Genomic DNA, 19,514 nt, shown 5'->3' with positions numbered 1-19,514 from the left:
CGCCGTGTCAGTGGATGCGCATTATAGGCAGCCGCGCTTTTTGCGCAAGGGCTTTTTGGTGAAAAACATCTCTTTCGGACCCATTTGCTTATATCCCAAGCAAAAGCACAGCTTAGGCACAGGGTTACGCACAACCCCTCTCGTTTTCAGCGGCAAATTCCTTAAAATGACCTACCATCCCTATCGAACCGGGAACAATCAGGATGACTTCATTGAACAGCTATAACGGAATCACGCCCAAACTGGGTAAAGGTGTATTTATCGAGCCCTCCGCCGTTTTGTACGGGGATATCGAACTGGGGGATGATGCCAGTGTCTGGCCGCTGGTGGCCGCCCGGGGCGATGTAAATTACATTCGCATCGGCGCCCGCAGCAATATCCAGGACGGTACCGTATTACACGTCACCCGCAAGAGTAAAGCCAGGCCGGACGGCTTGCCGCTGATCATCGGCGATGACGTGACCATCGGGCACAAGGCCATGCTGCATGCCTGTACCGTCGGTAACCGGGTGCTGGTGGGAATGGGTTGTATTATTCTCGATGGAGCCGTGGTGGGTGATGATGTCATCATCGGAGCCGGCAGCCTGGTGCCTCCGGGAAAACGGTTGGAATCCGGCCACCTTTATGTGGGTTCACCGGTCAAGCAGGCCAGGCCGCTGACCGAAGCGGAAAAAGCCTTTCTGCCCGAGTCGGCCGACAATTATGTACGACTGAAAAACGAATACCTGCAGCAGACCTGAACTAATCCGGGCCAAGGGCCCGGTTACTTACAGGTAAACACTCCCGTCCGGTGCAAACTCTTCTTCCTCGACATGCGCCGCCACCAGCTCTTCAATGTCGAAACGCACCGACTCAAACGCCAGCAGGATATTGGCCTCATCGCTCAATGGTTGCCCCGTCATGTGCTCGAGTCGGTGCAGGGAGATGAAGCAGGGCACCCGCCTTCCCTGCCAGTGGGCACTAAACGCCACCGTTTGTTCTGTCGGCTGCCAGCACAGGTCGTCGCCTACGATAATGTCCTGATTCATGATGACAACTCCAGCTTGGCTCTCAGCGCCGCCAGCACCGGAACCACATCCGGCCGAACTCCGCGCCACAGATAAAAACTCTCCGCCGCCTGGCTCACCAGCATCCCGAGGCCATCATGGCGATGTTCGAGCCCAAGCTCTCTCGCCCAGCGGAGGAATGCCGTTTCGTCCCGACCATACATCATATCGTAGACCCGGGTCTGCGGATGGCAAAGACTTTCTGTCAGCGCCAGCGCATCCCCCTGCAGGCTGGCGGAAGTGCTGTTGATGATGACATCAAATGCACCCGCCAGTTCGTCCAGCGCACAACTGCCTACCTTGCCAAAACGGGCAAAGCGGGCCGCCAGTTCATCGGCCCGGCTTTGCGTCCGGTTGGCCACGACCAGCTCCGCAGGCGACTCCGCCAACAGCGGTGCCATGGCACCGCGGGCCGCCCCGCCTGCCCCCAGCAGCAACAGCCGCCGGCCAGCCAGGGGGATCCCCAGCCGCTTGAGATCCATGATCAGGCCGGCACCGTCGGTATTATCGCCCAGCCAGCGGCCATCCGGCTGCAGATGGAGGGTATTGACGGCGCCGGCCAGCTCGGCCCGTTCGGTCAGCACCTCTGCCAGCCCCAACACATCGGTCTTGAAGGGCACTGTGATGTTGCACCCCTTCCCGCCTTCCTGCATAAAGCGCCTCAGTACACCCGCGAAATCATCCATGGGCGCCAGGATTCGCTCATAGCTCATGGGCTGGCTGCTCTGCCCGGCGAACTGGCTATGAATGAAAGGAGACTGGCTGTGGCTGATGGGGTTGCCGATAACTGCATATCTGTCCATGAATATTTCTCTTGCTTTGGCGGATGACGCCACATCTGAATAAAGGTGAACGTAACGCCCATTAAACAGGCCGCTGGCACTATATTGCCACCCTCGGTGCTTATTTTTGTTGCATTAGCCGCTAAAACGAATAGATTTTGCGCTAACGAACAAAATATTTGTGGTTAATCTTGGATACTGAACTCTTAAAAACCTTCCTGGAAGTGTCCCGCACCCGCCACTTCGGCAAGGCCGCGGAACACCTCTACCTGACACCGTCGGCGGTCAGCTTCAGGATCCGCCAGCTCGAAAGCCAGCTGGGGGTAACCCTCTTTACCCGGCTACGCAACAATATCCAGCTGACGTCTTCCGGTGAAGCCCTGATCCCTCACGCCGAGTCCATGCTGCTGGCCTGGGCCCGGGCCCAGCATGAAGTCGCCCTGAGCGAACGCCAGACCCAGCAACTGGCGGTGGCCGGTACCGCCAATCTGTGGGATGCCTACCTGCAGGACGGCCTGCACCGCCTTTATTGCGAGCTGCCGGCTCTCTCCCTGCGTGCCGATATCCGCACCCCGGAGCAGATGACCCGAGCTCTGTTGGGCCGCACCCTGGATCTGGCATTTTTGACCGATCCGGCCCGTATCGAAGGCGTACGCCATATCGCCATGCACACCATGGAGCTGCAGCTGGTGTCGACCTACCCCGGTCTGGATGCGGCCAAGGCGATGGCACAGGATTATATCCGCATCGACTGGGGTACCGCCTTCAATACCCAGCATGCCAAGTTGTTCAATACCGGTACTCCGCCGCTGCTGCATACCGGCTCGGTGCGGATTGCCCTGGAATACCTGCTGCATCATGGCGGCAGTACCTTCCTGCCCAGTTCGATGATCCGCAGCTACCAGGAGCAGGAACAGCTGTTCATCGTGGCCGACACGCCCTCGATTAACCGGGAAGTCTATGCCGCCTACCTGCCCGGTGGTGAGCGCCAGGGGCTGATCGATCAGGTCATCGAACTGTTCGGCCCCCAGCCCGCCCCCATCAGCTAGCTCCAGTCCCTCGGCACCAGATACTGGTGCAACCGGGCTTCCGCCGAGCCCGGTTCGGGCTGCCAGTTATACTCCCACCGCGCCAGCGGCGGCATCGACATCAGGATGGACTCAGTGCGTCCCCCGGTCTGCAGGCCGAACAGGGTACCTCTGTCGTATACCAGGTTGAACTCCACATAACGCCCCCGCCGATACAGCTGGAACTGACGCTCCTGCTCGCCATAGGGCGTATCCTTGCGCCGCTCGATGAGCGGCAGATAAGCATCCAGGTAGCCCTGCCCCACCGCCTGCATGAAGGCAAAACATTGCTCGAAGGGCCAATGGTTGAGATCATCGAAAAAGAGTCCGCCGACGCCCCGGGTTTCATCCCGGTGCTTGAGGTAAAAATAGCGATCGCACCAGGCCTTGTATTCCGGATACACCTGCTCCCCGAACGGTGCACAGAGCTCCCGGGCCACCCGGTGCCAGTGCCGGCAATCGTCCTCCACCGGATAAAAGGGCGTGAGATCGAAACCACCGCCAAACCACCACACCGGCTCGGCCCCTTCCTTTTCCGCGATGAAGAAGCGCACATTGGCATGACTGGTAGGCAAATGGGGATTATGGGGATGGATCACCAGGGACACCCCCATGGCCTCGAAGGAGCGGCCGGCCAGTTCGGGCCGGTGGGCGGTGGCGGAAGCCGGCATCGCCTCGCCGTGTACATGGGAAAAATTCACCCCACCCTGCTCGATCATCGCGCCGTTGCGCAGCACCCGGCTGCGGCCGCCACCGCCTTCCTCCCGGGTCCAGCTGTCTTCCTCGAAGCGGCCCGAGCCGTCGGCCTGCTCCAGCGCGGCACAAATTCTGTCCTGCAGCTGCAGCAGAAACTGTTTAACGGCCATGGTATCCGGTTTACCGTGCATTACTGCTCCTTACATGGGTTTGATGTTCAGGCCGGCCGCACCGTGGCACCGGTGATGCCGTCGCGGATCAGCGAAGGGTTGAGCAGCCCGTCGGTGCTGCCGGGCAGAATATAGTCCAGCTGTCCGTCCAGCCGCGCGACCAGCTCCTGCGCCGAGCGCGCCGGCTCCTCACCGGTTTTGTTGGCGCTGGTCGACACCAGCGGCTTGCCGAAGGCCAGGCACAGATCGTGTGCCTGACGATGCGACGTCACCCGCACCGCCAGGGAATTGAACCGGCCCCGGAGCCACACCGGTACATCCGCCCGGGCCGGGATGATCCAGGTATAGGGGCCCGGCCAACTGGCCAGGATGACATCGAGCCGTCCCGCCGGCAACGCCTCCAGATCCAGGTAGGGCAACAGCTGACTGAAGTCGGCGGCAATCAAGACCAGGCCCTTCTCGATGGGCCTTTGCTTTATCTCGAGCAGGCGCCGCACCGCATCGCCATTGTCCGGATCGCAACCCAGGCCAAACACCGCTTCGGTGGCATAGCCGATGACGCCGCCACGACCGAGGTGCTCGGTGGCGGTATTGAGAGCTTGCAGGTTCATTTCGATTCTTGTTCCTTCCACATCAGAGATCAGCGCTGGTAATGGCAGCCTTTGCCGGGGCAGTACAACTGCCCCTTGCGCTCGGCCAGGATACCGAAGCCGCAGGCGGGACAGGTCTCGGCCCGGGGCCTGTCATTGATCACGTAGCGACAGCCGGGGTAGGCATCGCAAGCATAAAACCGCTTGCCGTAGCGGGACGTTCGGGGCACCAGGTGCCCCTTGCCGCAGGAGGGACAAAGCGGATCCGTGTCGTCCTGGTCATTGACATCGGCGATGTGATGGCAGTCGGGATAGTGGGAGCAACCGATAAAGAGGCCGTAACGGCCCTTTTTAATGGCCAGCAGATGGCCGCACAGCGGGCACTGGCTGCCTTCGAGCACTTTCTCCACGTCTTCGTCGTGCTCGATCACCCTGAGCGGGCGCAGATAATCACAGACAGGATAGGATGAACAACCGAGAAAGGCGCCATGTTTGCCATGGCGCAGCCGCAGCTTGCCGCCGCACTGGGGACAGGCTTGTTCTTCCCGATTCGGGCCCTGCTCATGGGCATTGAACAGACTGTGATCGATTTTCGACATGCCGCGCCTCCGAATTCAGTGGTTGAATTCTACCAGCGCGGCCGGCCTCAGTGAACCGCCCCTTCCGGTTGTTCGAAAATCAGTTCCTCCAGCTGGTGGTAGGCGGATTCGCTGCCGGGGACATTGAACAGCACCATCAGCACCACCCATTTGAGATCGTCGAGCTCGATCACCGGCGAATCAAGCTCCATCACCCGATCGATGACGATTTCACGGGTGTCGGCATTCAGCACCTTGACCTGTTCGAGAAACAGCAGGAAACCACGACCTTCGGCGTCGATCTTGTAGAGTTCTTCCGGGGTATAGATACGAAATGAATCGGGAGCGGAGCGCGCCCAGGTAGGGGGCTCTTCCGCCTCCTGCAGTTCGGCCAGACGTTCCAGCCAGGCCAGGGCCTTGAGGATCTCTTCTTTGTGGAAGCCCGCCTGAGTCAATTCATCGGCGAGTTCTTCCTGATCCACCATGGTGTCTACATCCGCATGGATGTAGGTTTCGAACAAGTACATCAGTACATCGAACATGATCAGCTCCTCCTCGCTCTGACATAACCCCCGGGTACGGATTCCACCCAGCCAGCCAATTCCAGCTCGACCAACCGGGTAACCACCTCCTGCACCGGCTGTTGACAACGGGACGCGATCAAGTCCACTGCCGTTGTCTCTAAACCTACGTTATCCAACAAGTCCGGATAAGGCAATAATTCCTCTGTTGCAGGCGGATGAATTTTTAGCGCCGCCGTGGAAAAGGCCACCAGTTCCTCGAGGATATCATTCACCTCGCACACCAGCTTGGCCCCTTGCTGGATCAAGCGGTTGCATCCGCCGGCCTGGGGGTTTTGCCAGGCGCCGGGAATGGCGAACACCTCCCGTCCCTGCTCCAGGGCAAAACGGGCGGTGATCAGCGAACCGCTGCGCTCCGCCGCCTCCACCACCAGCACGCCCAGGCTCAGCCCGCTGATGATGCGATTGCGCCGGGGAAAATGGTGGGCCTGGGGCGCCTCCCAGGGATAGCACTCGGAGATCAGCGCGCCACCTCCGTCGACAATGTCCCCGGCCAACCGTCGGTGCCGCTTGGGATAACATTGCTCAAGCCCCGATCCCAGCACCGCCAGGGTCACCCCGCCCCGCTCCAGTGCGGCCTGGTGGCCGAGTCCATCCACGCCGATCGCCAGCCCCGAGGTAATGGCCGCCCCCACATCCACCAGCTGCGTCACCAGATTTCGGGTGTTTTCCTTGCCAACATAGGACGGATGCCGGGTGCCCACCACCGCCAGTTGCGGTAACGACAGCGCATCAGGATCCCCTTCGACAAACAGCAGCAAGGGCGCGCCCGACAAGGTCTTCAGCAATTCGGGATAGGCCGGGTGATCCCACGACAGGATGTGGCGGGCGGGGCCTTGGCGCTGCCACTCGAGCAGGGGCTCCAGCACCGACCAGGAAGGTGTCAGCAGTTGCACCAGTTGCGCCTCGCTCAGGCCGCAATCGGGCAGCCGCGGGGACAGAAACCACCTCGGCCCCAGTTGCTCCAGCAGCTTGGCCGCCCTGACCGGCCCTATCCCCCTGGTGTGCTGCAGGGCCAGCCAGGGCAGCAGCGGATGCTGCTCAAGGCCTGAGCCCGGCGTCATGCAAGGTGCCCAGGGGGTAATGGGTTCTGACCAGATCCTGGCCATCCAGCACCAGCGCCGCACTGACCTCATCGTATACCCGGAATACCATCAGACGGGCGACCTCGGCGGCAGGCAGGCGCTCGGCGGGACCGGTATTGCGCAGATACCGGCTGGCCGACTCGTAATACGTCAGCTGATTGAGCGCGCTGTCGTCATAGTCGTAGATGCCGGGCCCGGGTTTGAGCACCGGATACAAGTCGCCGGCGCTGACCCCCTGTGCCGCCCCCTTGTTGATGAACACCACCCCGTGGCGACCGGCGGTGCTGCCTTCCCGCCCCATGGCGATGATGTAGGCGTTATCGAGCGTCGGCCCCGGCCTGGGATAGTAAAAGGCCGCGATGGCGTCCCCACTGGCCAGGGGCAGCACCTTGTCGCCCTGGCGCATCTCCTGCTTCAGGCTGCTGACCTGGACCCGGGTCACGTCACCGCCTTCCCGCTGCAGCGCCGTCACGCTGCCGACCAAGGCCGCTTTCTGGCCGAGTTCGGCATAGCTGAACTTGTCGGTCAGCGACTCCATCGGCCGGTATACCCCGTAAAGACGGCCGGGCTCGAGCTGGCCACGCACATAAATGCGGTCGCCCTGCACCATCACTACCCGCCCCTGCTGGTCGCCCAGAATGTAGGGCGCGCTGCGGAGCAGGGAAGGCTCCAGGATACGATAGCCGTCGGTAAAACTGGCGATGGAGGCCAGGGGAATGGTGGCGACCGCCGCTTCCGCCCTCACCCTGGGGGAAAGCCGGACCACCCCGGATTGCGCCCTGCCCTCGCGTACCAGCCTGGGCTGACCATCCACCCAAATCAGCGTCAGCACATCCCCGGGGTAGATGAGGTGCGGGTTGGCCACCTGCGGGTTTGCCTGCCACAACCGGGGCCAGAGCCAGGGAGAACGCAAAAAATGCCCGGAAATATCCCACAGGGTGTCACCCTTGCGTACCGTATAGGTCTCGGGGTGATCGTCCCTGAGTTGAAGGCTTTGTGCCTGCAGGCCAAAACAACAGCCGGCGAGCAAACCCAAAAGAAGCGTACGTTGCTGTTTTATCACATCCTTGTCCTCAGCCAACTCTTGCTGTTTTTTATTGTCTTAAATGTCTAAAATACTGCCAGTATCGATATTCGGGTAAGCATGCAAACCATGGCAAAAGTATTGGAAGTATTACGTTATCCCGACGAGCGGCTGCGCACCGTGGCCAGCCCCGTCACCGAGATCACGCCGGCGTTACAGCAAATTGTAGATGATATGTTTGAAACCATGTATGCCGAGGAAGGCATCGGCCTGGCGGCGACCCAGGTCGATATCCACCAGCGGCTGATCGTGATCGACGTGTCCGAAAACCGGGAACAGCCGCTGGTGCTGATCAATCCCGAAATCCTCGAGCAGTCCGGCAACACCGGCATCGAGGAAGGCTGCCTGTCGGTGCCCGGCGCCCGCGCCCTGGTGCCCCGCGCCGAGCGGGTAAAGGTAAAGGCACAGGACCGGCACGGCCAGGAGTTCACCCTGGAAGCCGACGATCTGCTGGCCATCTGCATTCAGCACGAAATGGATCACCTCAAGGGCAAGCTGTTCGTCGACTACCTGTCGCCGCTCAAGCGCCAGCGCATCCGCCAGAAGCTGGAAAAACTCGCCAAGCAAGATCAACGTCAGGCCTGATAAAGGATACCCATTGAGCAAGCTCAATATCATTTTTGCCGGGACCCCGGACTTCGCCGCCCGCCACCTGCAGGCCCTGCTCGACTCGGAGCACAACATCGTCGCCGCCTACACCCAGCCGGACCGGCCCGCCGGCCGGGGCAAGAAGCTGACGCCCAGCCCGGTCAAGGTACTCGCCGAGCAGGCCGGCGTGCCGGTGTATCAGCCCCAGAGCCTGCGTCACGAAGCAGCCCGGCAACAGCTGGCCGCCCTGGGTGCCGACATCATAGTGGTGGTGGCCTACGGGCTGATCCTGCCCCAGGCGGTGCTCGACACCCCGCGGCTGGGCTGCATCAACGTGCACGGCTCCCTGCTGCCGCGCTGGCGCGGCGCGGCGCCCATCCAGCGTGCCATCTGGGCCGGCGACAGCGAGACCGGCGTCACTATCATGCAGATGGACAAGGGGCTGGACACCGGCGCCATGCTGCACAAGGCCAGCCAGCCGATCACCCCGCACGACAGCTCCGCCAGCCTCTACGAGAAGCTGGCGGCGATAGGCCCCGAGGCCCTGCTGCATACCCTGGCGCAACTGGCCGCAGGCACGGCGGAGGCCGAGCCCCAGGACGACAGCCAGGCCAGCTACGCGGACAAGCTCAGCAAGGAGGAGGCGCGGATCGACTGGCGCCAGCCCGCCGCCCATATAGCGCGCTGCGTGCGCGCCTTCAACCCCTGGCCGGTCAGCTATTTCATGGTGGCCGAGCACAATATCAAGGTCTGGCAGGCCGAGGTGCTGGTTGAAGACACCGGACAACCGCCCGGCACCCTGCTCAGGGCCGGCAAGGCCGGCATCGACGTGGCCACCGGCGACGGCGTGTTGCGCCTGCTCAGCCTGCAACCGCCGGGTAAGAAGGCCATGAGCTGCCAGGATCTGCTCAACGCCCGCAAGGACTGGTTCGAGCCCGGCACTCGCCTGGTTTGAACACTCTCAACTCAGTGGACATCATATGAAAACCCGTGCCGCCGCGGCCAACATCCTGCATCAGGTGATCAATCAGGGCCAGTCGCTCTCGACCCTGCTGCCCCGTTATCAGCAGGAGATCGCCGCCAAGGACAGGGCGCTGCTGCAGGAGCTGTGCTTCGGCAGCCTGCGCTGGTACAGCCGGCTCGACGCCATCGCCAAGCAGTTGCTGGAAAAGCCGCTCAAGGGCAAGTACCAGCCGGTACACGCCCTGTTGCTGGTGGGCATCTACCAGCTGCTCTACACCCGGATCCCGCCTCATGCCGCCCTGGCCGAGACCGTCAGTGCCTGCAAACGGCTCAAGGCCGAGCCCTTCAGGGGTATGGTCAACGGCGTGCTGCGTAACGTGCAGCGCCGGCAGGACGAGCTGACTGCCAAGGTCGATGCCCTGCCCCAGTTGCGCCTGGCCCACCCCAACTGGCTGGTGAAGCGGCTGCAGCAAGCCTACCCGGAGCGGTGGGACAGCCTCCTCGAGGCCAACAATCAGCATCCGCCCATGTGGATCCGGGTCAACGCCCGCCATCATGACCGGGAACGCTACCTGACCCAGTTGCAGCAGGCCGACATCGTCGCCGACGCCGATGGGCTGGCCGACAGCGCCCTGCGCCTGCACAGGGCGGTGGATGTGAATGCCCTGCCCGGCTTCGAGCTGGGCCACTGCTCGGTGCAGGATGCCGCGGCCCAGCTGGCGGCCCAGCTGCTCGAAGCGGCGCCCGGCGAGCTGGTGCTCGATGCCTGTGCCGCGCCGGGTGGCAAGACCGCCCATATCCTGGAGCGCCAGCCCGACCTCGGCCGGTTGGTGGCGCTGGATCTGGATGCCGAGCGCCTGCAGCGGGTCCGGCAGAACCTGGCACGCATCGGCCTGGACGCCACCGTGCTGCAGGGCGACGCCGCCCGGCCGGAAGACTGGTGGCAAGGGCCGAGATTCGACCGAATCCTGCTGGACGCACCCTGCTCCGCCACCGGCGTGATCCGCCGCCACCCGGACATCAAGTGGCTGCGTCGCCCGGAAGACATCGCCCAGTTGGCCCTGCTGCAGGCGCAGATCCTCGATGCCCTCTGGCAGCAGCTCAAGCCGGGCGGCGTGATGCTGTACGCCACCTGCTCCATACTGCCAGATGAGAACCGCGAGCAGATCCTGGCCTTTCTGCAGCGCACCCCGGATGCCCGGCATCTCCCCCTGCACCAGCACGACAGCCCGGAACAACCGGGCTGGCAGCTATTGCCGGGCGCCGAGCAGCGGGACGGTTTCTACTACGCCAAACTGGGTAAGCTGGCATGAAGATCATCATCCTGGGCGCGGGGCAGGTGGGCGGTACCCTGGCGGAAAACCTGGTGGGCGAGAACAACGACATCACCATAGTGGACACCGACAGCGAGCGGCTGCGCGAGCTGCAGGACAAGTACGATCTGCGGGTGGTCAACGGCCACGGTGCCCACCCCCGGGTGTTGCGAGAAGCCGGCGCCCAGGATGCGGACATGCTGGTGGCGGTGACCAACAGTGACGAAACCAACATGATCGCCTGCCAGGTGGCCTATTCCCTGTTCAATACCCCCAACAAGGTGGCGCGCATCCGCTCCCCTGAGTTCCTGGCGGAGCGGGACCGGCTGTTCCTCAACGAAGCGGTACCGGTGGACAACCTGATCGCCCCGGAGCAACTGGTGACCGAATACATCTACCGGCTGATCCAGTATCCCGGCGCGCTGCAGGTGGTGGACTTCGCCGAGGGCAAGGTGGGACTGGTAGCGATCAAGGCCTACTACGGCGGTCCCCTGGTGGGCAACGCCCTGTCCACCCTGCGCGACCACATGCCCAACATCGACACCCGGGTGGCGGCTATTTTCCGCCAGAACAGGCCGATCCGGCCCCAGGGCACCACCATCATCGAGGCCGACGACGAGGTGTTCTTCGTCGCCGCCAGCGGCCATATCCGGGCGGTAATGTCCGAGTTGCAGCGGCTGGAGAGCGACTACAAGCGCATCATGATCGTCGGCGGTGGCAACATCGGCGCCGGCCTGGCCCGGCGGCTGGAAAAGCGCTACTCGGTGAAGCTTATCGAGCACAACCCCAGGCGAGCGGAGCAGCTGTCGGAGCTGCTCGAGCACACCATCGTCTTCTGCGGCGACGCCGCCGACCAGGAGTTGCTGGCGGAAGAGCACATCGATCAGGTGGACGTGTTCATCGCCGTCACCAACCAGGACGAGGCCAACATCATGTCGGCCATGCTCGCCAAGAAGATGGGCGCCAAGAAGGTGATGGTGCTGATCCAGCGCGGCGCCTACGTGGATCTGGTGCAGGGCGGCACCATAGACGTGGCCATCTCGCCCCAGCAGGCCACCATATCCGCCCTGCTCACCCATGTGCGCCGAGCGGATATCGTCAACGTCTACTCCCTGCGCCGGGGCGCGGCCGAGTCCATCGAGGCCATCGCCCATGGCGACAGCTCAACGTCCAAGGTGGTCGGCCGCCAGGTGGGCGAGCTCAAGCTGCCACCGGGCACCACCATCGGCGCCATCGTGCGCGGCGATGAGGTATTGATCGCCCACGACAAGACGGTGATCGAGCAGAACGACCACGTGGTGCTGTTCCTGGTGGACAAGAAATTCATCCCGGAAGTGGAGCGGCTGTTCCAACCCAGCCCCTTCTTTCTTTAATCCGCCAGGCGCCCGCCCGGCAGCGAGTGCAGGGGCTCTTCACCCGCCGCCCTCTCCCGTAGGTGCTCGGGCAGGGGCTTGGCCACTTCCACCCCGAGTTCGCGGAACGCCTCGGCCTGGCGGATCAGGTTGCCCCGGCCGGTGGTCAGCTTCTTCATCGCCTTCTGGTAGCTGTCGTCGGCGCGCTGCAGCGACTGGCCCACCGCCTCCATGTCTTCCGTGAACAGGCGCAGCTTTTCGTAGATCTTGGCCGCCGATTCGGCGATCTTGCGCGCGTTCTGGTTCTGCCGTTCCACCCGCCACAGGTTCTCTATGGTGCGCAGGGCCACCAGCAGGTTGGTGGGACTGACCAGCAGGATGTTGTGGTCCAGGGCGTACTTCACCAGCCCGGGCTCCGCTTCCACCGCCACCAGGAAGGCCGGCTCCACCGCCACGAACATCAGCACATAGTCGAGGGTGCGCACCCCCTGCAGCTGCTGGTAGTCCTTGCGCCCCAGCTCGCGGATATGGCCGCGCACCGAGGCCACATGCTCGCGCAGCGCCTGCTCCCGCTCGATCTCGTCCTCGCCGTTGAAGTAGCGCTCATAGGCGGTGAGCGACACCTTGGCGTCGATGATGATGTCCTTGTCCTGGGGCAGGTGCACCACCACATCCGGCTGGTAGCGCTTGCCGTCGGCGTTGGTGAGGCTCTGCTGGGTGCTGTATTCGTGCCCCTCGCGCAACCCCGACTCGGACAGCACCCGGGCCAGCACCACCTCGCCCCAGTTGCCCTGCTGCTTGCTGTCTCCCTTCAGGGCCCGGGTCAGGGCGGCGGTGTCGGCGCTCATCTGCCGGTTGAGCTCGGCCAGGCGCTCGATTTCGAACTTCAGGCTGTGCCGTTGGCGGCTCTCGTCCGCATAGGTTTCCTGCATGCTGCGGCGAAAGCCCTCCAACTGCTCGCGCAGGGGGCCGAGCAGACCGTCCAGGCTGTGCTGGTTCAGCTCTCGGAAGTTGTGGGTCTTCTGCTCGAAGATGCGCTGGGCCAGGTTTTCGAACTGCTGGGCCAGGCGCTGCTCGCTGGCTTCGAACTGGGCCTGCTTCTCCGCCGCCCACTGCCGCTCCTGGCGCAGCAGGGTCTCGTACTCCTTGAGCCGGCCGTTCATCTTCAGCACCAGCTGCTGCTGCTGCTCCAGCCGCTGGCGGCTGTCCTGCAGCTCACGGCCACGCTCGTCCAGCCGGGCTTGCAGTTGTTCGGCACGCTGGGCCAGCAGTTGCAGCCGGGTGCCCAGGGCGAGCCGGGTCAGCCCCCAACCGGCCAGGGCCGCCGCCGCCAGCCCGTAAGGCCAGTAACCGAGCCACAGGTCCGGCATCATTTCCTCCGCTGCTCCAGCAGCGCCGTCACCCGCCGGTTGAACCGCAGCCAGAGCAGGACGTACAACAGATAGAGCAGGGTGATCAGCCACTTGTGCTGATTGACGCCGTTGTCGAAGTCGGCCAGGGGCAGGCCCAGCAACTGGCTGTACAGCGCCACCAGCAGCGGAAACATCAGGAATACCGACCAGCGCCAGCACTGGGTGAGAAAAGAGATAAAAAGGCCGTTATCCAATGACTTGGTCCCACACGCCGAGAATCAGCCTGCAGCTTACCAGTGCGCGGGCCCGAATTCAGCCCGCACAACGCAGATAGATCTTCAACTGCTCGGACGGAATGGAGGTGGTGGACGACAGGGTGCAGGCCGCCCACTGGCCGGCCTGCGCCAGCGCCAACCGCATGTCCTGGCCCGATACCAAGGCATGGATGAGACCACCGGCGAAGGCGTCGCCGGCCCCGGTGGCATCCACCACCGATACCGGCCGGGCCGGCACCCGGATATGCCGGCCGGCCGAGAATGCCTCGGCGCCCTGCTCCCCGTGGGTTACCACCAGCCACTGCAGCCGCTCCCCGGCCAGCTCCCGGGCATGGCACCACAGATCCTGCTGCCGGGCCAGATCGGTGGCCGAGGCGATCAGTACCTGGCAGGGCCGGGGCCAGCGCCCGCCCTTGGGATACTGGCCGACCACCAGGCTGTGCTCGGCCATGGCCGCCATGTAGGATGCCGCCTCGGCCCCATCCAGGTTGGCGTAGAGGCAATCCACCGGCCCCTCGGGCAGCCGCCCGGGCAGGGCCGGACGGCGGGCCTGACGCAGTATGGTGCGCTCGCCCTGGCTGTCCACCAGCACCAGCAGTTCGCCGGTTTCGCCGTCGAATTGCTCCACGTGCTCGATATCGAGTCCCAGCTCCCGGGCTTGCTGGCAGAGCCAGTCCCCGGTGTCGTCCCGCCCGACCCGGGAGGCGATAGCCACCTCGTGGCCGGCCCACAACAGCCCCACCCCGGTGTTGGCGGCGCCGCCACCGAGCCGGCGGCCCTGGTCCCGGTACCGCAGCCGGCCACCGGCGCGCAGCGGCTCATCCAACAGCAGCACATGGTCGCAGTTCAGGTTGGCCAGCAGCAGTATCTTCGCCATGGGCAGGCTCCCGTGCTCAGTCGGCGCGGCCCATGTAACGCCGCTCCGTGGTGTGGATACGTACCTTGTCGCCGACCTTCAGGTATTCCGGCACCTGAATGGTCAGGCCGGTGGCGAAGGTGGCCGGTTTGGTACGCGCCGAGGCGGAAGCCCCCTTCATCTCCGGAGTGGTATCCACGATCACCATCTCCACCGTTTGCGGCGGCTCCAGGCCGATCACCTGGCCGTCCACCAGCATCACCTGGATGCCCTGGGTGCTTTCATCCAGGAACTGCAGTTCCTCGGCGATGTCGCTGCTGCGGATGGGATACTGGCTGTAGTCGTCGGTATCCATGAAAATATGGTCGTCGCCATCCACATAGGACAGCACCACGGTGCGCCGCTGCAGCTCGATGGTGGTGAGCAGATCGTCACCCTTGAACCGCTCTTCCGCCTTGAGCCCGCTCTTGAGATCGGTAAATCGCATCTTGTACAGGGTGGTGGCGCCGCGCGCGCTCGGGCTCTGCACCTCGATATCGCGCACCATCAGCAGCTTGCCGTCCAGCTCGACCACCATTCCCTTCTTGACTTCATTTGCCCTTGGCATGGGTACTCTCCAGAAAATCAGACGCCGCATCTTAGCCAAGGCCAGAGGGCCGCACCATACCCCGGACCCAGGATTTGAGATCACGGCGACAAATACCGCCCTGCGGGAAGATGCATCCTACCCCTGCAGCACCTTGTCCAGGGCCCGCTCGAAGGTCGCCACGGTCCGCTCCACATCCTGCAGCTTGTCGAGCCCGAACAGGCCGATGCGGAAGGTCTGGAAATCCGCCGGTTCGTCGCACTGCAGCGGCACCCCGGCGGCAATCTGCAGCCCTTCGGCAGCAAACCTGCTGCCGTTCTTGATGGCCGCGTCCGTGGTATAGCACACCACCACCCCCGGCGCGGCGAAGCCGTCGGCGGCCAGGCTCTTGATGCCCCGCGCCGCCAGCAGCGCCCGTACCCGCCCGCCCAGTTGCTGTTGCCGCTGCTTGAGCAGGCCAAAGCCCAGGCTTTCGGTTTCCCGGATGGTATCGCGGAAGCGGGTCAGGGCGTCGGTGGGCATGGTGGCATGGTAGGCATGGCCACCCCGTTCGTAGGCTTCCATGATCTGCAGCCACTGCTTCAGGTCACAGGCGAAACTGCTGCTCCGGGTGTCCTCGATGCGTTCCCGGGCAAGCTGGCTCAGCATCACCAGGCCGCAGCAGGGCGAGCTGCTCCAGCCCTTCTGCGGCGCGCTCAGCAGCACATCCACCCCGCAGGCCTTCATATCGACCCAGATGGTGCCGGAGGCGATACAATCGAGCACCAGCAGGCCGCCCACTTCATGCACCGCCTCGGCCACGGCCCTGATGTAGTCGTCGGGCAAGATCATGCCGGCGGCGGTTTCCACATGGGCGGCAAACACCAGCGCGGGCCGCTGCGCGCGGATGGCGGCCACCACCTCCTCGATGGGCGCCGGGGCAAAGGCCGCCTGGGCCCCCTCCTCCACCGGCCGCGCCTTGAGCACGGTTTCCCGCGCCGGGATCCGCCCCGCCTCGAAGATCTGGCTCCAGCGATAGCTGAACCAGCCGTTGCGGATCACCAGGCAGTCGCGATCGGTGGCGAACTGGCGCGCGACCGCCTCCATGCCGAAGGTGCCGCTGCCCGGCACCACCACCACCGAGTGGGCATGGTAGAGCGCCTTGAGGCTGGCGGAGATATCCCGCATCACCTGCTGAAAGCGTTGCGACATGTGGTTAAGGGAGCGGTCGGTATACACCACCGAATATTCCAGCAGGCCATCGGGGTCGACATGGGACAGTAATCCGGACATAGGCACCTCTCGTGTAAGCGTCGGAATTCAATACTGCCCAATCTGTTCACAAATAACAAAGACCCGGTACACAAAAATCCGTCGCCGTCCCCCCTGCCAGCATGGCCCCCGCCGGTGTTACCATGGGCACACTATTTTCAACCAGGACGACGATACACAATGAGTGAACAGTTCAGCCTCGAAGGCCATCCCTTTATTCCCCTGCATAACCTGCTGAAAGTGATCGGCTGGTGCGACTCCGGCGCCGTGGCCAAGGCGGTGATCGACGACGGCCAGGTACGGGTGAATGGCGAGGTGGAAGTGCGCAAGCGCTGCAAGATAACGGCCGGCCAGGCTGTCAGCTTCGCCGGCCAGGAGGTGGTCACGGAATAAAAACAAAAAGCCCTGCAGCGATGCAGGGCTTTTTGTTGAATCTGGTCGGCATGAGAGGATTCGAACCTCCGACCCCTTCGTCCCGAACGAAGTGCGCTACCAAGCTGCGCTACATGCCGTCAACGGGGCGAGAATTTACATAAACGGCGCGGGCCTTGCAAGCTCTTTTTCAATAAACCCCTCAATTAGGCCCCATCAACCGCCGGCTCCAGTCGTCCACCTGTCCCGCGGCCAGGTAATCTGCTGCTTTTCCACGCCAACTGGTTGATAAACAATCCAATTCGGCCAGCTCCTGCAGCCCGGCCGGATCGAAGGCCTGGTTGAACACAATATCGCCGGCCCGTTTCACCGGCATCTGCGGGCAGGGCCGTTCCACCAAAGCCATGTGCGCCTCGGGGGCCACCATGCCCTCTTCCAGCACCCGCAGCAGCCAGCCGGCCCGGCCGTTGGCCTGAACCAGCACCGAGAAAAAATCGTATCCGAAACGGGCGTTGAGCTTGTAGCAGGGGGAGCGGGGCTGGCTTATCTGCACCAGGGCGCCGTCCAGCCGGTAGATATCGCCGATGCAGGCCTGCTGCTCCAGCAGGCCGGTGCCGGAGAGGTTTTCGCCGAAGGCACCCGGCGCCAGCAACGCCGCGGCATCGGACAGACCCATGCCCCGGAACCAGTGTTGCCAGAAGCCGTAATGCTCACGCGGGTAGTAGTGCAGCGCCCGCTCCGGTCCGCCGTGAAAGCGGGTGGACACCTGGGTGTCGTCCGTCAGACCGGTAAAGCTGCAAAACTGGGCACGGGTCACGGGCCGCTTGTCGATGGCACTTTCGATGCGCGGATCCAGCATCTGCGCCTTGCCCGTCAGAATATTCACTTGCATTACAGCCTCCCTGTCAGCCATAAAAACACGAGTATGATAAGACAAAGCCCTGCCACTCAGGGTAGATTGAGTCTATAACAAGGTATCGGCCCTGACCGGCCGTCATGCTTATCAAGGAACCGGGCGTTATGTACAAATTGCTGTTGCTGCTGGCGCTGTGCAGCCTGTCTGCTCAGGCTAAACTGGTGGTGAACATACCGCAACCCGCCAGCGTACCTCCCCACCATGATTACTACCGGCAGGTACTCAACCTGGCCCTGGAAAAGAGCGGTGAGCCCTTCGTGGTCAACCCGGTGCCGCTGAACGACTCCCAGTTCCGCATCGCCCAGATGCTGTACCGGGGACAGCCGGTCAACCTCGCCTGGCTGGGCACCTCCGCCGAATACGAGCAGAAACTGTTGCCGGTACCGGTACCGCTGCTGCGCGGGCTGTCCGGTTTCCGGGTCCTGATCATCAACCGGTCGCGCCAGCCGGATTTCAGCCAGGTGCAGAGCCTCGACGAGCTGGCGGCCTTTACCGGGGTGCAGGGCATCGGCTGGAGCGATATCGAGGTGCTCAAGGGCGCCGGGCTCAAGATCAGCGCCGCCCGCCGCGCCGGCATCCTGGACATGCTCAACCGCAACCAGCACGTCGACTACTACCCGCGCAGCCCCATCGAAGCGCATGGCGAGCTGCGGGCCAACGCCGAGCAGTATCCGCTGCTGACCGTCGAGCCCAGGCTGCTGCTGCATTACCCCTTCGCCGTTTATTTCTTCGTCAGCCCGCAAGAGCCCGAACTGGCCGAGGCCCTGGCCCGGGGACTGGAACGGGCCTATACGGACGGCAGCTTCATGGCTCTGTTCGAGCGGCATCCGCTGGTCCGGGACAGCCTGCTCGAGCTGCGGCTCGAACGTCGCCTGCGCCTGGACATCGCCAACCCGGATCTAACCCCGGCCACCCGCGCGTTGCCGGCCCGCTACTGGCACCCCGGCGCCCAGCCTTGAAAAAGCGGGGATTACCGCACACTATCTTGGAACAACGGCCATCTTTGGGAGCAACCACCAGGTGAACATCGCCTTTTTCAGCTGCCAGCCCTATATGCAGCAGCCCTTCGCCGAGCAGAATGCCCGATACGGTTTCGACATCACCTGGTTCGAGGTGCGGCTGGAAGCCCATACCGCCCCGCTTTGCAGGGGCTTCGACGCCGTCTGCGTGTTCGTCAACGACAAGGTCGACGCCGAAGTGATCACGGTGCTGGCCACCGGAGGCGTCAAGGTCATCGCCCTGCGCTGTGCCGGTTACAACAACGTGGATCTGGACGCGGCCCGGGCGGCGGGCATCACCATAGTCCGGGTACCGGCCTATTCGCCGGAGGCGGTGGCCGAGCATACCGTCGGGCTGATGCTCACCCTCAACCGTCATATCCACAAGGCCTACCAGCGCACCCGGGACGCCAATTTTTCCCTCAACGGCCTGGTCGGCTTCAACATGCACGGCAAGACCGCCGGCGTAGTGGGCACCGGCAAGATAGGCGTCGCCACCCTGCGCATCCTCAAGGGCCTGGGCATGACACTGCTGGTGCACGACCCCTACCAAAACCCCGAGGCCCTGGCCCTGGGCGCGCGTTATGTGCCGCTGGCGGAGCTGTTCGCCGAGGCCGACGTCATCAGCCTGCACTGCCCGCTGTTCAAGGAAAACTACCACCTGCTCAACCGGGACAGCTTCGCGCAGATGAAGGACGGGGTGATGATCATCAACACCAGCCGGGGCGGCCTGCTCAATGCCGAACACGCCATCGAGGCCATCAACGGCGGTAAGATCGGCGCCCTGGGGCTGGACGTGTACGAAGAAGAGGAGAACCTGTTCTTCGTCGACAAGTCCAGCGAGATCATCCACGACGACACCTTCCACCTGCTGTCAGCCTACCCCAATGTGATCATGACCGGGCACCAGGCCTTCCTCACCCGTGAGGCCCTGGCCGCCATCGCCGACATCACCCTCGACAACCTGCAACGGCTTTCCCGCGGGGAGCCCTGTGATAACAAGATCAACTAAG

Annotated in this window: 24 protein-coding genes and 1 tRNA gene; 10 read left to right on the top strand and 15 right to left on the bottom strand. The window is 63.4% G+C overall.

Annotated elements, in window-relative coordinates; genetic code table 11:
* On the top strand, positions 1–226 hold a 226-nt coding region (locus C7H85_RS19925; RefSeq protein ID WP_210433691.1), incomplete at its 5' end, for a hypothetical protein.
* Positions 204–740: a gamma carbonic anhydrase family protein gene (locus tag C7H85_RS17795; protein ID WP_106731052.1), complete on the top strand. Its 537-nt coding sequence runs from the start codon at positions 204–206 to the stop codon at positions 738–740. The genes C7H85_RS19925 and C7H85_RS17795, both read left to right, overlap by 23 nt.
* A 27-nt stretch (positions 741–767) precedes the next feature.
* Here C7H85_RS17795 and C7H85_RS17790 read toward each other — a convergent pair whose 3' ends face one another.
* Complete coding sequence (locus C7H85_RS17790) at positions 768–1,028, bottom strand: DUF1488 family protein (protein WP_106731051.1); 261 nt, start codon at positions 1,026–1,028, stop codon at positions 768–770.
* Positions 1,025–1,849, bottom strand: a complete 825-nt coding sequence (aroE, locus tag C7H85_RS17785; RefSeq protein ID WP_106731050.1) for a shikimate dehydrogenase — start codon at positions 1,847–1,849, stop codon at positions 1,025–1,027. Before aroE ends, C7H85_RS17790 begins: the two co-directional genes overlap by 4 nt.
* 170 nt (positions 1,850–2,019) lie before the next feature.
* On the opposite strand from aroE, the gene hdfR reads away from it, so the two are divergent.
* Positions 2,020–2,877: an HTH-type transcriptional regulator HdfR gene (gene hdfR / locus C7H85_RS17780; protein WP_210433690.1), complete on the top strand. Its 858-nt coding sequence runs from the start codon at positions 2,020–2,022 to the stop codon at positions 2,875–2,877.
* Here hdfR and hemF read toward each other — a convergent pair.
* The 6 genes from hemF to C7H85_RS17750 are packed head-to-tail and all read right to left on the bottom strand — an operon-like array spanning position 2,874 to position 7,631.
* Positions 2,874–3,782 (bottom strand): oxygen-dependent coproporphyrinogen oxidase, encoded by a 909-nt coding sequence (gene hemF, locus C7H85_RS17775; RefSeq protein ID WP_106731048.1) that lies wholly within the window; start codon positions 3,780–3,782, stop codon positions 2,874–2,876. The two genes, hdfR and hemF, sit on opposite strands and share 4 nt — an antisense overlap.
* A 26-nt stretch (positions 3,783–3,808) precedes the next feature.
* A complete protein-coding gene (tsaC, locus tag C7H85_RS17770) occupies positions 3,809–4,372 on the bottom strand; it encodes an L-threonylcarbamoyladenylate synthase type 1 TsaC (protein WP_106731047.1) in 564 nt (187 codons plus the stop codon).
* A gap of 29 nt (positions 4,373–4,401) precedes the next feature.
* A complete protein-coding gene (locus C7H85_RS17765; RefSeq protein WP_106731046.1) occupies positions 4,402–4,950 on the bottom strand; it encodes a DNA topoisomerase family protein in 549 nt (182 codons plus the stop codon).
* A gap of 47 nt (positions 4,951–4,997) precedes the next feature.
* Positions 4,998–5,471 (bottom strand): DUF494 family protein, encoded by a 474-nt coding sequence (locus tag C7H85_RS17760; protein ID WP_106731045.1) that lies wholly within the window; start codon positions 5,469–5,471, stop codon positions 4,998–5,000.
* Positions 5,472–5,473: 2 nt separating this feature from the next.
* Entirely contained in the window at positions 5,474–6,574 is a 1,101-nt protein-coding gene (gene dprA, locus C7H85_RS17755) for a DNA-processing protein DprA (protein WP_106731044.1), read from the bottom strand.
* Positions 6,552–7,631: a LysM peptidoglycan-binding domain-containing protein gene (locus C7H85_RS17750; protein ID WP_158260118.1), complete on the bottom strand. Its 1,080-nt coding sequence runs from the start codon at positions 7,629–7,631 to the stop codon at positions 6,552–6,554. Before C7H85_RS17750 ends, dprA begins: the two co-directional genes overlap by 23 nt.
* 117 nt (positions 7,632–7,748) lie before the next feature.
* Here C7H85_RS17750 and def point away from each other — a divergent pair, with 117 nt between their 5' ends.
* The 4 genes from def to trkA are packed head-to-tail and all read left to right on the top strand — an operon-like array spanning position 7,749 to position 11,916.
* Entirely contained in the window at positions 7,749–8,264 is a 516-nt protein-coding gene (gene def, locus C7H85_RS17745; RefSeq protein ID WP_106731042.1) for a peptide deformylase, read from the top strand.
* Positions 8,265–8,277: 13 nt separating this feature from the next.
* Complete coding sequence (fmt, locus tag C7H85_RS17740) at positions 8,278–9,222, top strand: methionyl-tRNA formyltransferase (protein ID WP_106731041.1); 945 nt, start codon at positions 8,278–8,280, stop codon at positions 9,220–9,222.
* 25 nt (positions 9,223–9,247) lie between these two features.
* On the top strand, positions 9,248–10,543 hold the full coding sequence (gene rsmB / locus C7H85_RS17735; RefSeq protein ID WP_106731040.1) for a 16S rRNA (cytosine(967)-C(5))-methyltransferase RsmB: 1,296 nt from the start codon (positions 9,248–9,250) through the stop codon (positions 10,541–10,543).
* Positions 10,540–11,916 carry a Trk system potassium transporter TrkA gene (gene trkA / locus C7H85_RS17730; RefSeq protein WP_106731039.1) on the top strand — a complete coding sequence of 459 codons (1,377 nt, stop codon included), beginning with the start codon at positions 10,540–10,542 and terminating at the stop codon, positions 11,914–11,916. The genes rsmB and trkA overlap by 4 nt, the downstream gene beginning before the upstream one ends.
* Here trkA and rmuC read toward each other — a convergent pair.
* The 5 genes from rmuC to C7H85_RS17705 form a co-directional block, all read right to left on the bottom strand.
* Positions 11,913–13,268, bottom strand: a complete 1,356-nt coding sequence (gene rmuC, locus C7H85_RS17725; RefSeq protein WP_425445083.1) for a DNA recombination protein RmuC — start codon at positions 13,266–13,268, stop codon at positions 11,913–11,915. The two genes, trkA and rmuC, sit on opposite strands and share 4 nt — an antisense overlap.
* Positions 13,265–13,501: a hypothetical protein gene (locus tag C7H85_RS17720; protein ID WP_106731038.1), complete on the bottom strand. Its 237-nt coding sequence runs from the start codon at positions 13,499–13,501 to the stop codon at positions 13,265–13,267. Before C7H85_RS17720 ends, rmuC begins: the two co-directional genes overlap by 4 nt.
* Positions 13,502–13,559: 58 nt before the next feature.
* Complete coding sequence (locus C7H85_RS17715) at positions 13,560–14,399, bottom strand: PfkB family carbohydrate kinase (RefSeq protein ID WP_106731037.1); 840 nt, start codon at positions 14,397–14,399, stop codon at positions 13,560–13,562.
* A gap of 16 nt (positions 14,400–14,415) precedes the next feature.
* The gene (efpL, locus tag C7H85_RS17710; protein ID WP_106731036.1) at positions 14,416–14,985 is read right to left on the bottom strand and encodes an elongation factor P-like protein EfpL; all 570 of its coding nucleotides are present in this window, start codon (positions 14,983–14,985) and stop codon (positions 14,416–14,418) included.
* Between the two features lie 117 nt (positions 14,986–15,102).
* A complete protein-coding gene (locus C7H85_RS17705; protein WP_106731035.1) occupies positions 15,103–16,236 on the bottom strand; it encodes an aminotransferase class V-fold PLP-dependent enzyme in 1,134 nt (377 codons plus the stop codon).
* 159 nt (positions 16,237–16,395) lie between these two features.
* On the opposite strand from C7H85_RS17705, the gene C7H85_RS17700 reads away from it, so the two are divergent.
* Complete coding sequence (locus C7H85_RS17700; RefSeq protein ID WP_106731034.1) at positions 16,396–16,608, top strand: RNA-binding S4 domain-containing protein; 213 nt, start codon at positions 16,396–16,398, stop codon at positions 16,606–16,608.
* 42 nt (positions 16,609–16,650) lie between these two features.
* Here C7H85_RS17700 and C7H85_RS17695 read toward each other — a convergent pair.
* A tRNA-Pro gene (locus C7H85_RS17695) sits at positions 16,651–16,727 on the bottom strand.
* Between the two features lie 62 nt (positions 16,728–16,789).
* Positions 16,790–17,479 (bottom strand): MOSC domain-containing protein, encoded by a 690-nt coding sequence (locus tag C7H85_RS17690; RefSeq protein WP_106731033.1) that lies wholly within the window; start codon positions 17,477–17,479, stop codon positions 16,790–16,792.
* A gap of 128 nt (positions 17,480–17,607) precedes the next feature.
* On the opposite strand from C7H85_RS17690, the gene C7H85_RS17685 reads away from it, so the two are divergent.
* Positions 17,608–18,462: a type 2 periplasmic-binding domain-containing protein gene (locus C7H85_RS17685; RefSeq protein WP_106731032.1), complete on the top strand. Its 855-nt coding sequence runs from the start codon at positions 17,608–17,610 to the stop codon at positions 18,460–18,462.
* Positions 18,463–18,523: 61 nt separating this feature from the next.
* Complete coding sequence (locus tag C7H85_RS17680; RefSeq protein ID WP_106731031.1) at positions 18,524–19,513, top strand: 2-hydroxyacid dehydrogenase; 990 nt, start codon at positions 18,524–18,526, stop codon at positions 19,511–19,513.
* The last annotated feature ends 1 nt before the right edge of the window (position 19,514 follow it).

Source organism: Zobellella endophytica, assembly GCF_003012775.1.
Lineage (GTDB): Bacteria > Pseudomonadota > Gammaproteobacteria > Enterobacterales > Aeromonadaceae > Oceanimonas > Oceanimonas endophytica.
Note: the sequence above shows the minus strand (reverse complement) of the source record. Positions and strands in the feature narration are given on the sequence as shown.

What these genes read in the sequence shown, in the direction of transcription:
- C7H85_RS17795 (WP_106731052.1), top strand. Translation starts at nt 204, where the DNA reads ATGACTTCATTGAACAGCTATAACGGAATCACGCCCAAACTGGGTAAA.
- C7H85_RS17790 (WP_106731051.1), bottom strand. Translation starts at nt 1,028, where the DNA reads ATGAATCAGGACATTATCGTAGGCGACGACCTGTGCTGGCAGCCGACA.
- aroE (WP_106731050.1), bottom strand. Translation starts at nt 1,849, where the DNA reads ATGGACAGATATGCAGTTATCGGCAACCCCATCAGCCACAGCCAGTCT.
- hemF (WP_106731048.1), bottom strand. Translation starts at nt 3,782, where the DNA reads ATGCACGGTAAACCGGATACCATGGCCGTTAAACAGTTTCTGCTGCAG.
- tsaC (WP_106731047.1), bottom strand. Translation starts at nt 4,372, where the DNA reads ATGAACCTGCAAGCTCTCAATACCGCCACCGAGCACCTCGGTCGTGGC.
- C7H85_RS17765 (WP_106731046.1), bottom strand. Translation starts at nt 4,950, where the DNA reads ATGTCGAAAATCGATCACAGTCTGTTCAATGCCCATGAGCAGGGCCCG.
- C7H85_RS17760 (WP_106731045.1), bottom strand. Translation starts at nt 5,471, where the DNA reads ATGTTCGATGTACTGATGTACTTGTTCGAAACCTACATCCATGCGGAT.
- dprA (WP_106731044.1), bottom strand. Translation starts at nt 6,574, where the DNA reads ATGACGCCGGGCTCAGGCCTTGAGCAGCATCCGCTGCTGCCCTGGCTG.
- def (WP_106731042.1), top strand. Translation starts at nt 7,749, where the DNA reads ATGGCAAAAGTATTGGAAGTATTACGTTATCCCGACGAGCGGCTGCGC.
- rsmB (WP_106731040.1), top strand. Translation starts at nt 9,248, where the DNA reads ATGAAAACCCGTGCCGCCGCGGCCAACATCCTGCATCAGGTGATCAAT.
- trkA (WP_106731039.1), top strand. Translation starts at nt 10,540, where the DNA reads ATGAAGATCATCATCCTGGGCGCGGGGCAGGTGGGCGGTACCCTGGCG.
- rmuC (WP_425445083.1), bottom strand. Translation starts at nt 13,268, where the DNA reads ATGATGCCGGACCTGTGGCTCGGTTACTGGCCTTACGGGCTGGCGGCG.
- C7H85_RS17715 (WP_106731037.1), bottom strand. Translation starts at nt 14,399, where the DNA reads ATGGCGAAGATACTGCTGCTGGCCAACCTGAACTGCGACCATGTGCTG.
- efpL (WP_106731036.1), bottom strand. Translation starts at nt 14,985, where the DNA reads ATGCCAAGGGCAAATGAAGTCAAGAAGGGAATGGTGGTCGAGCTGGAC.
- C7H85_RS17705 (WP_106731035.1), bottom strand. Translation starts at nt 16,236, where the DNA reads ATGTCCGGATTACTGTCCCATGTCGACCCCGATGGCCTGCTGGAATAT.
- C7H85_RS17700 (WP_106731034.1), top strand. Translation starts at nt 16,396, where the DNA reads ATGAGTGAACAGTTCAGCCTCGAAGGCCATCCCTTTATTCCCCTGCAT.
- C7H85_RS17690 (WP_106731033.1), bottom strand. Translation starts at nt 17,479, where the DNA reads ATGCAAGTGAATATTCTGACGGGCAAGGCGCAGATGCTGGATCCGCGC.
- C7H85_RS17685 (WP_106731032.1), top strand. Translation starts at nt 17,608, where the DNA reads ATGTACAAATTGCTGTTGCTGCTGGCGCTGTGCAGCCTGTCTGCTCAG.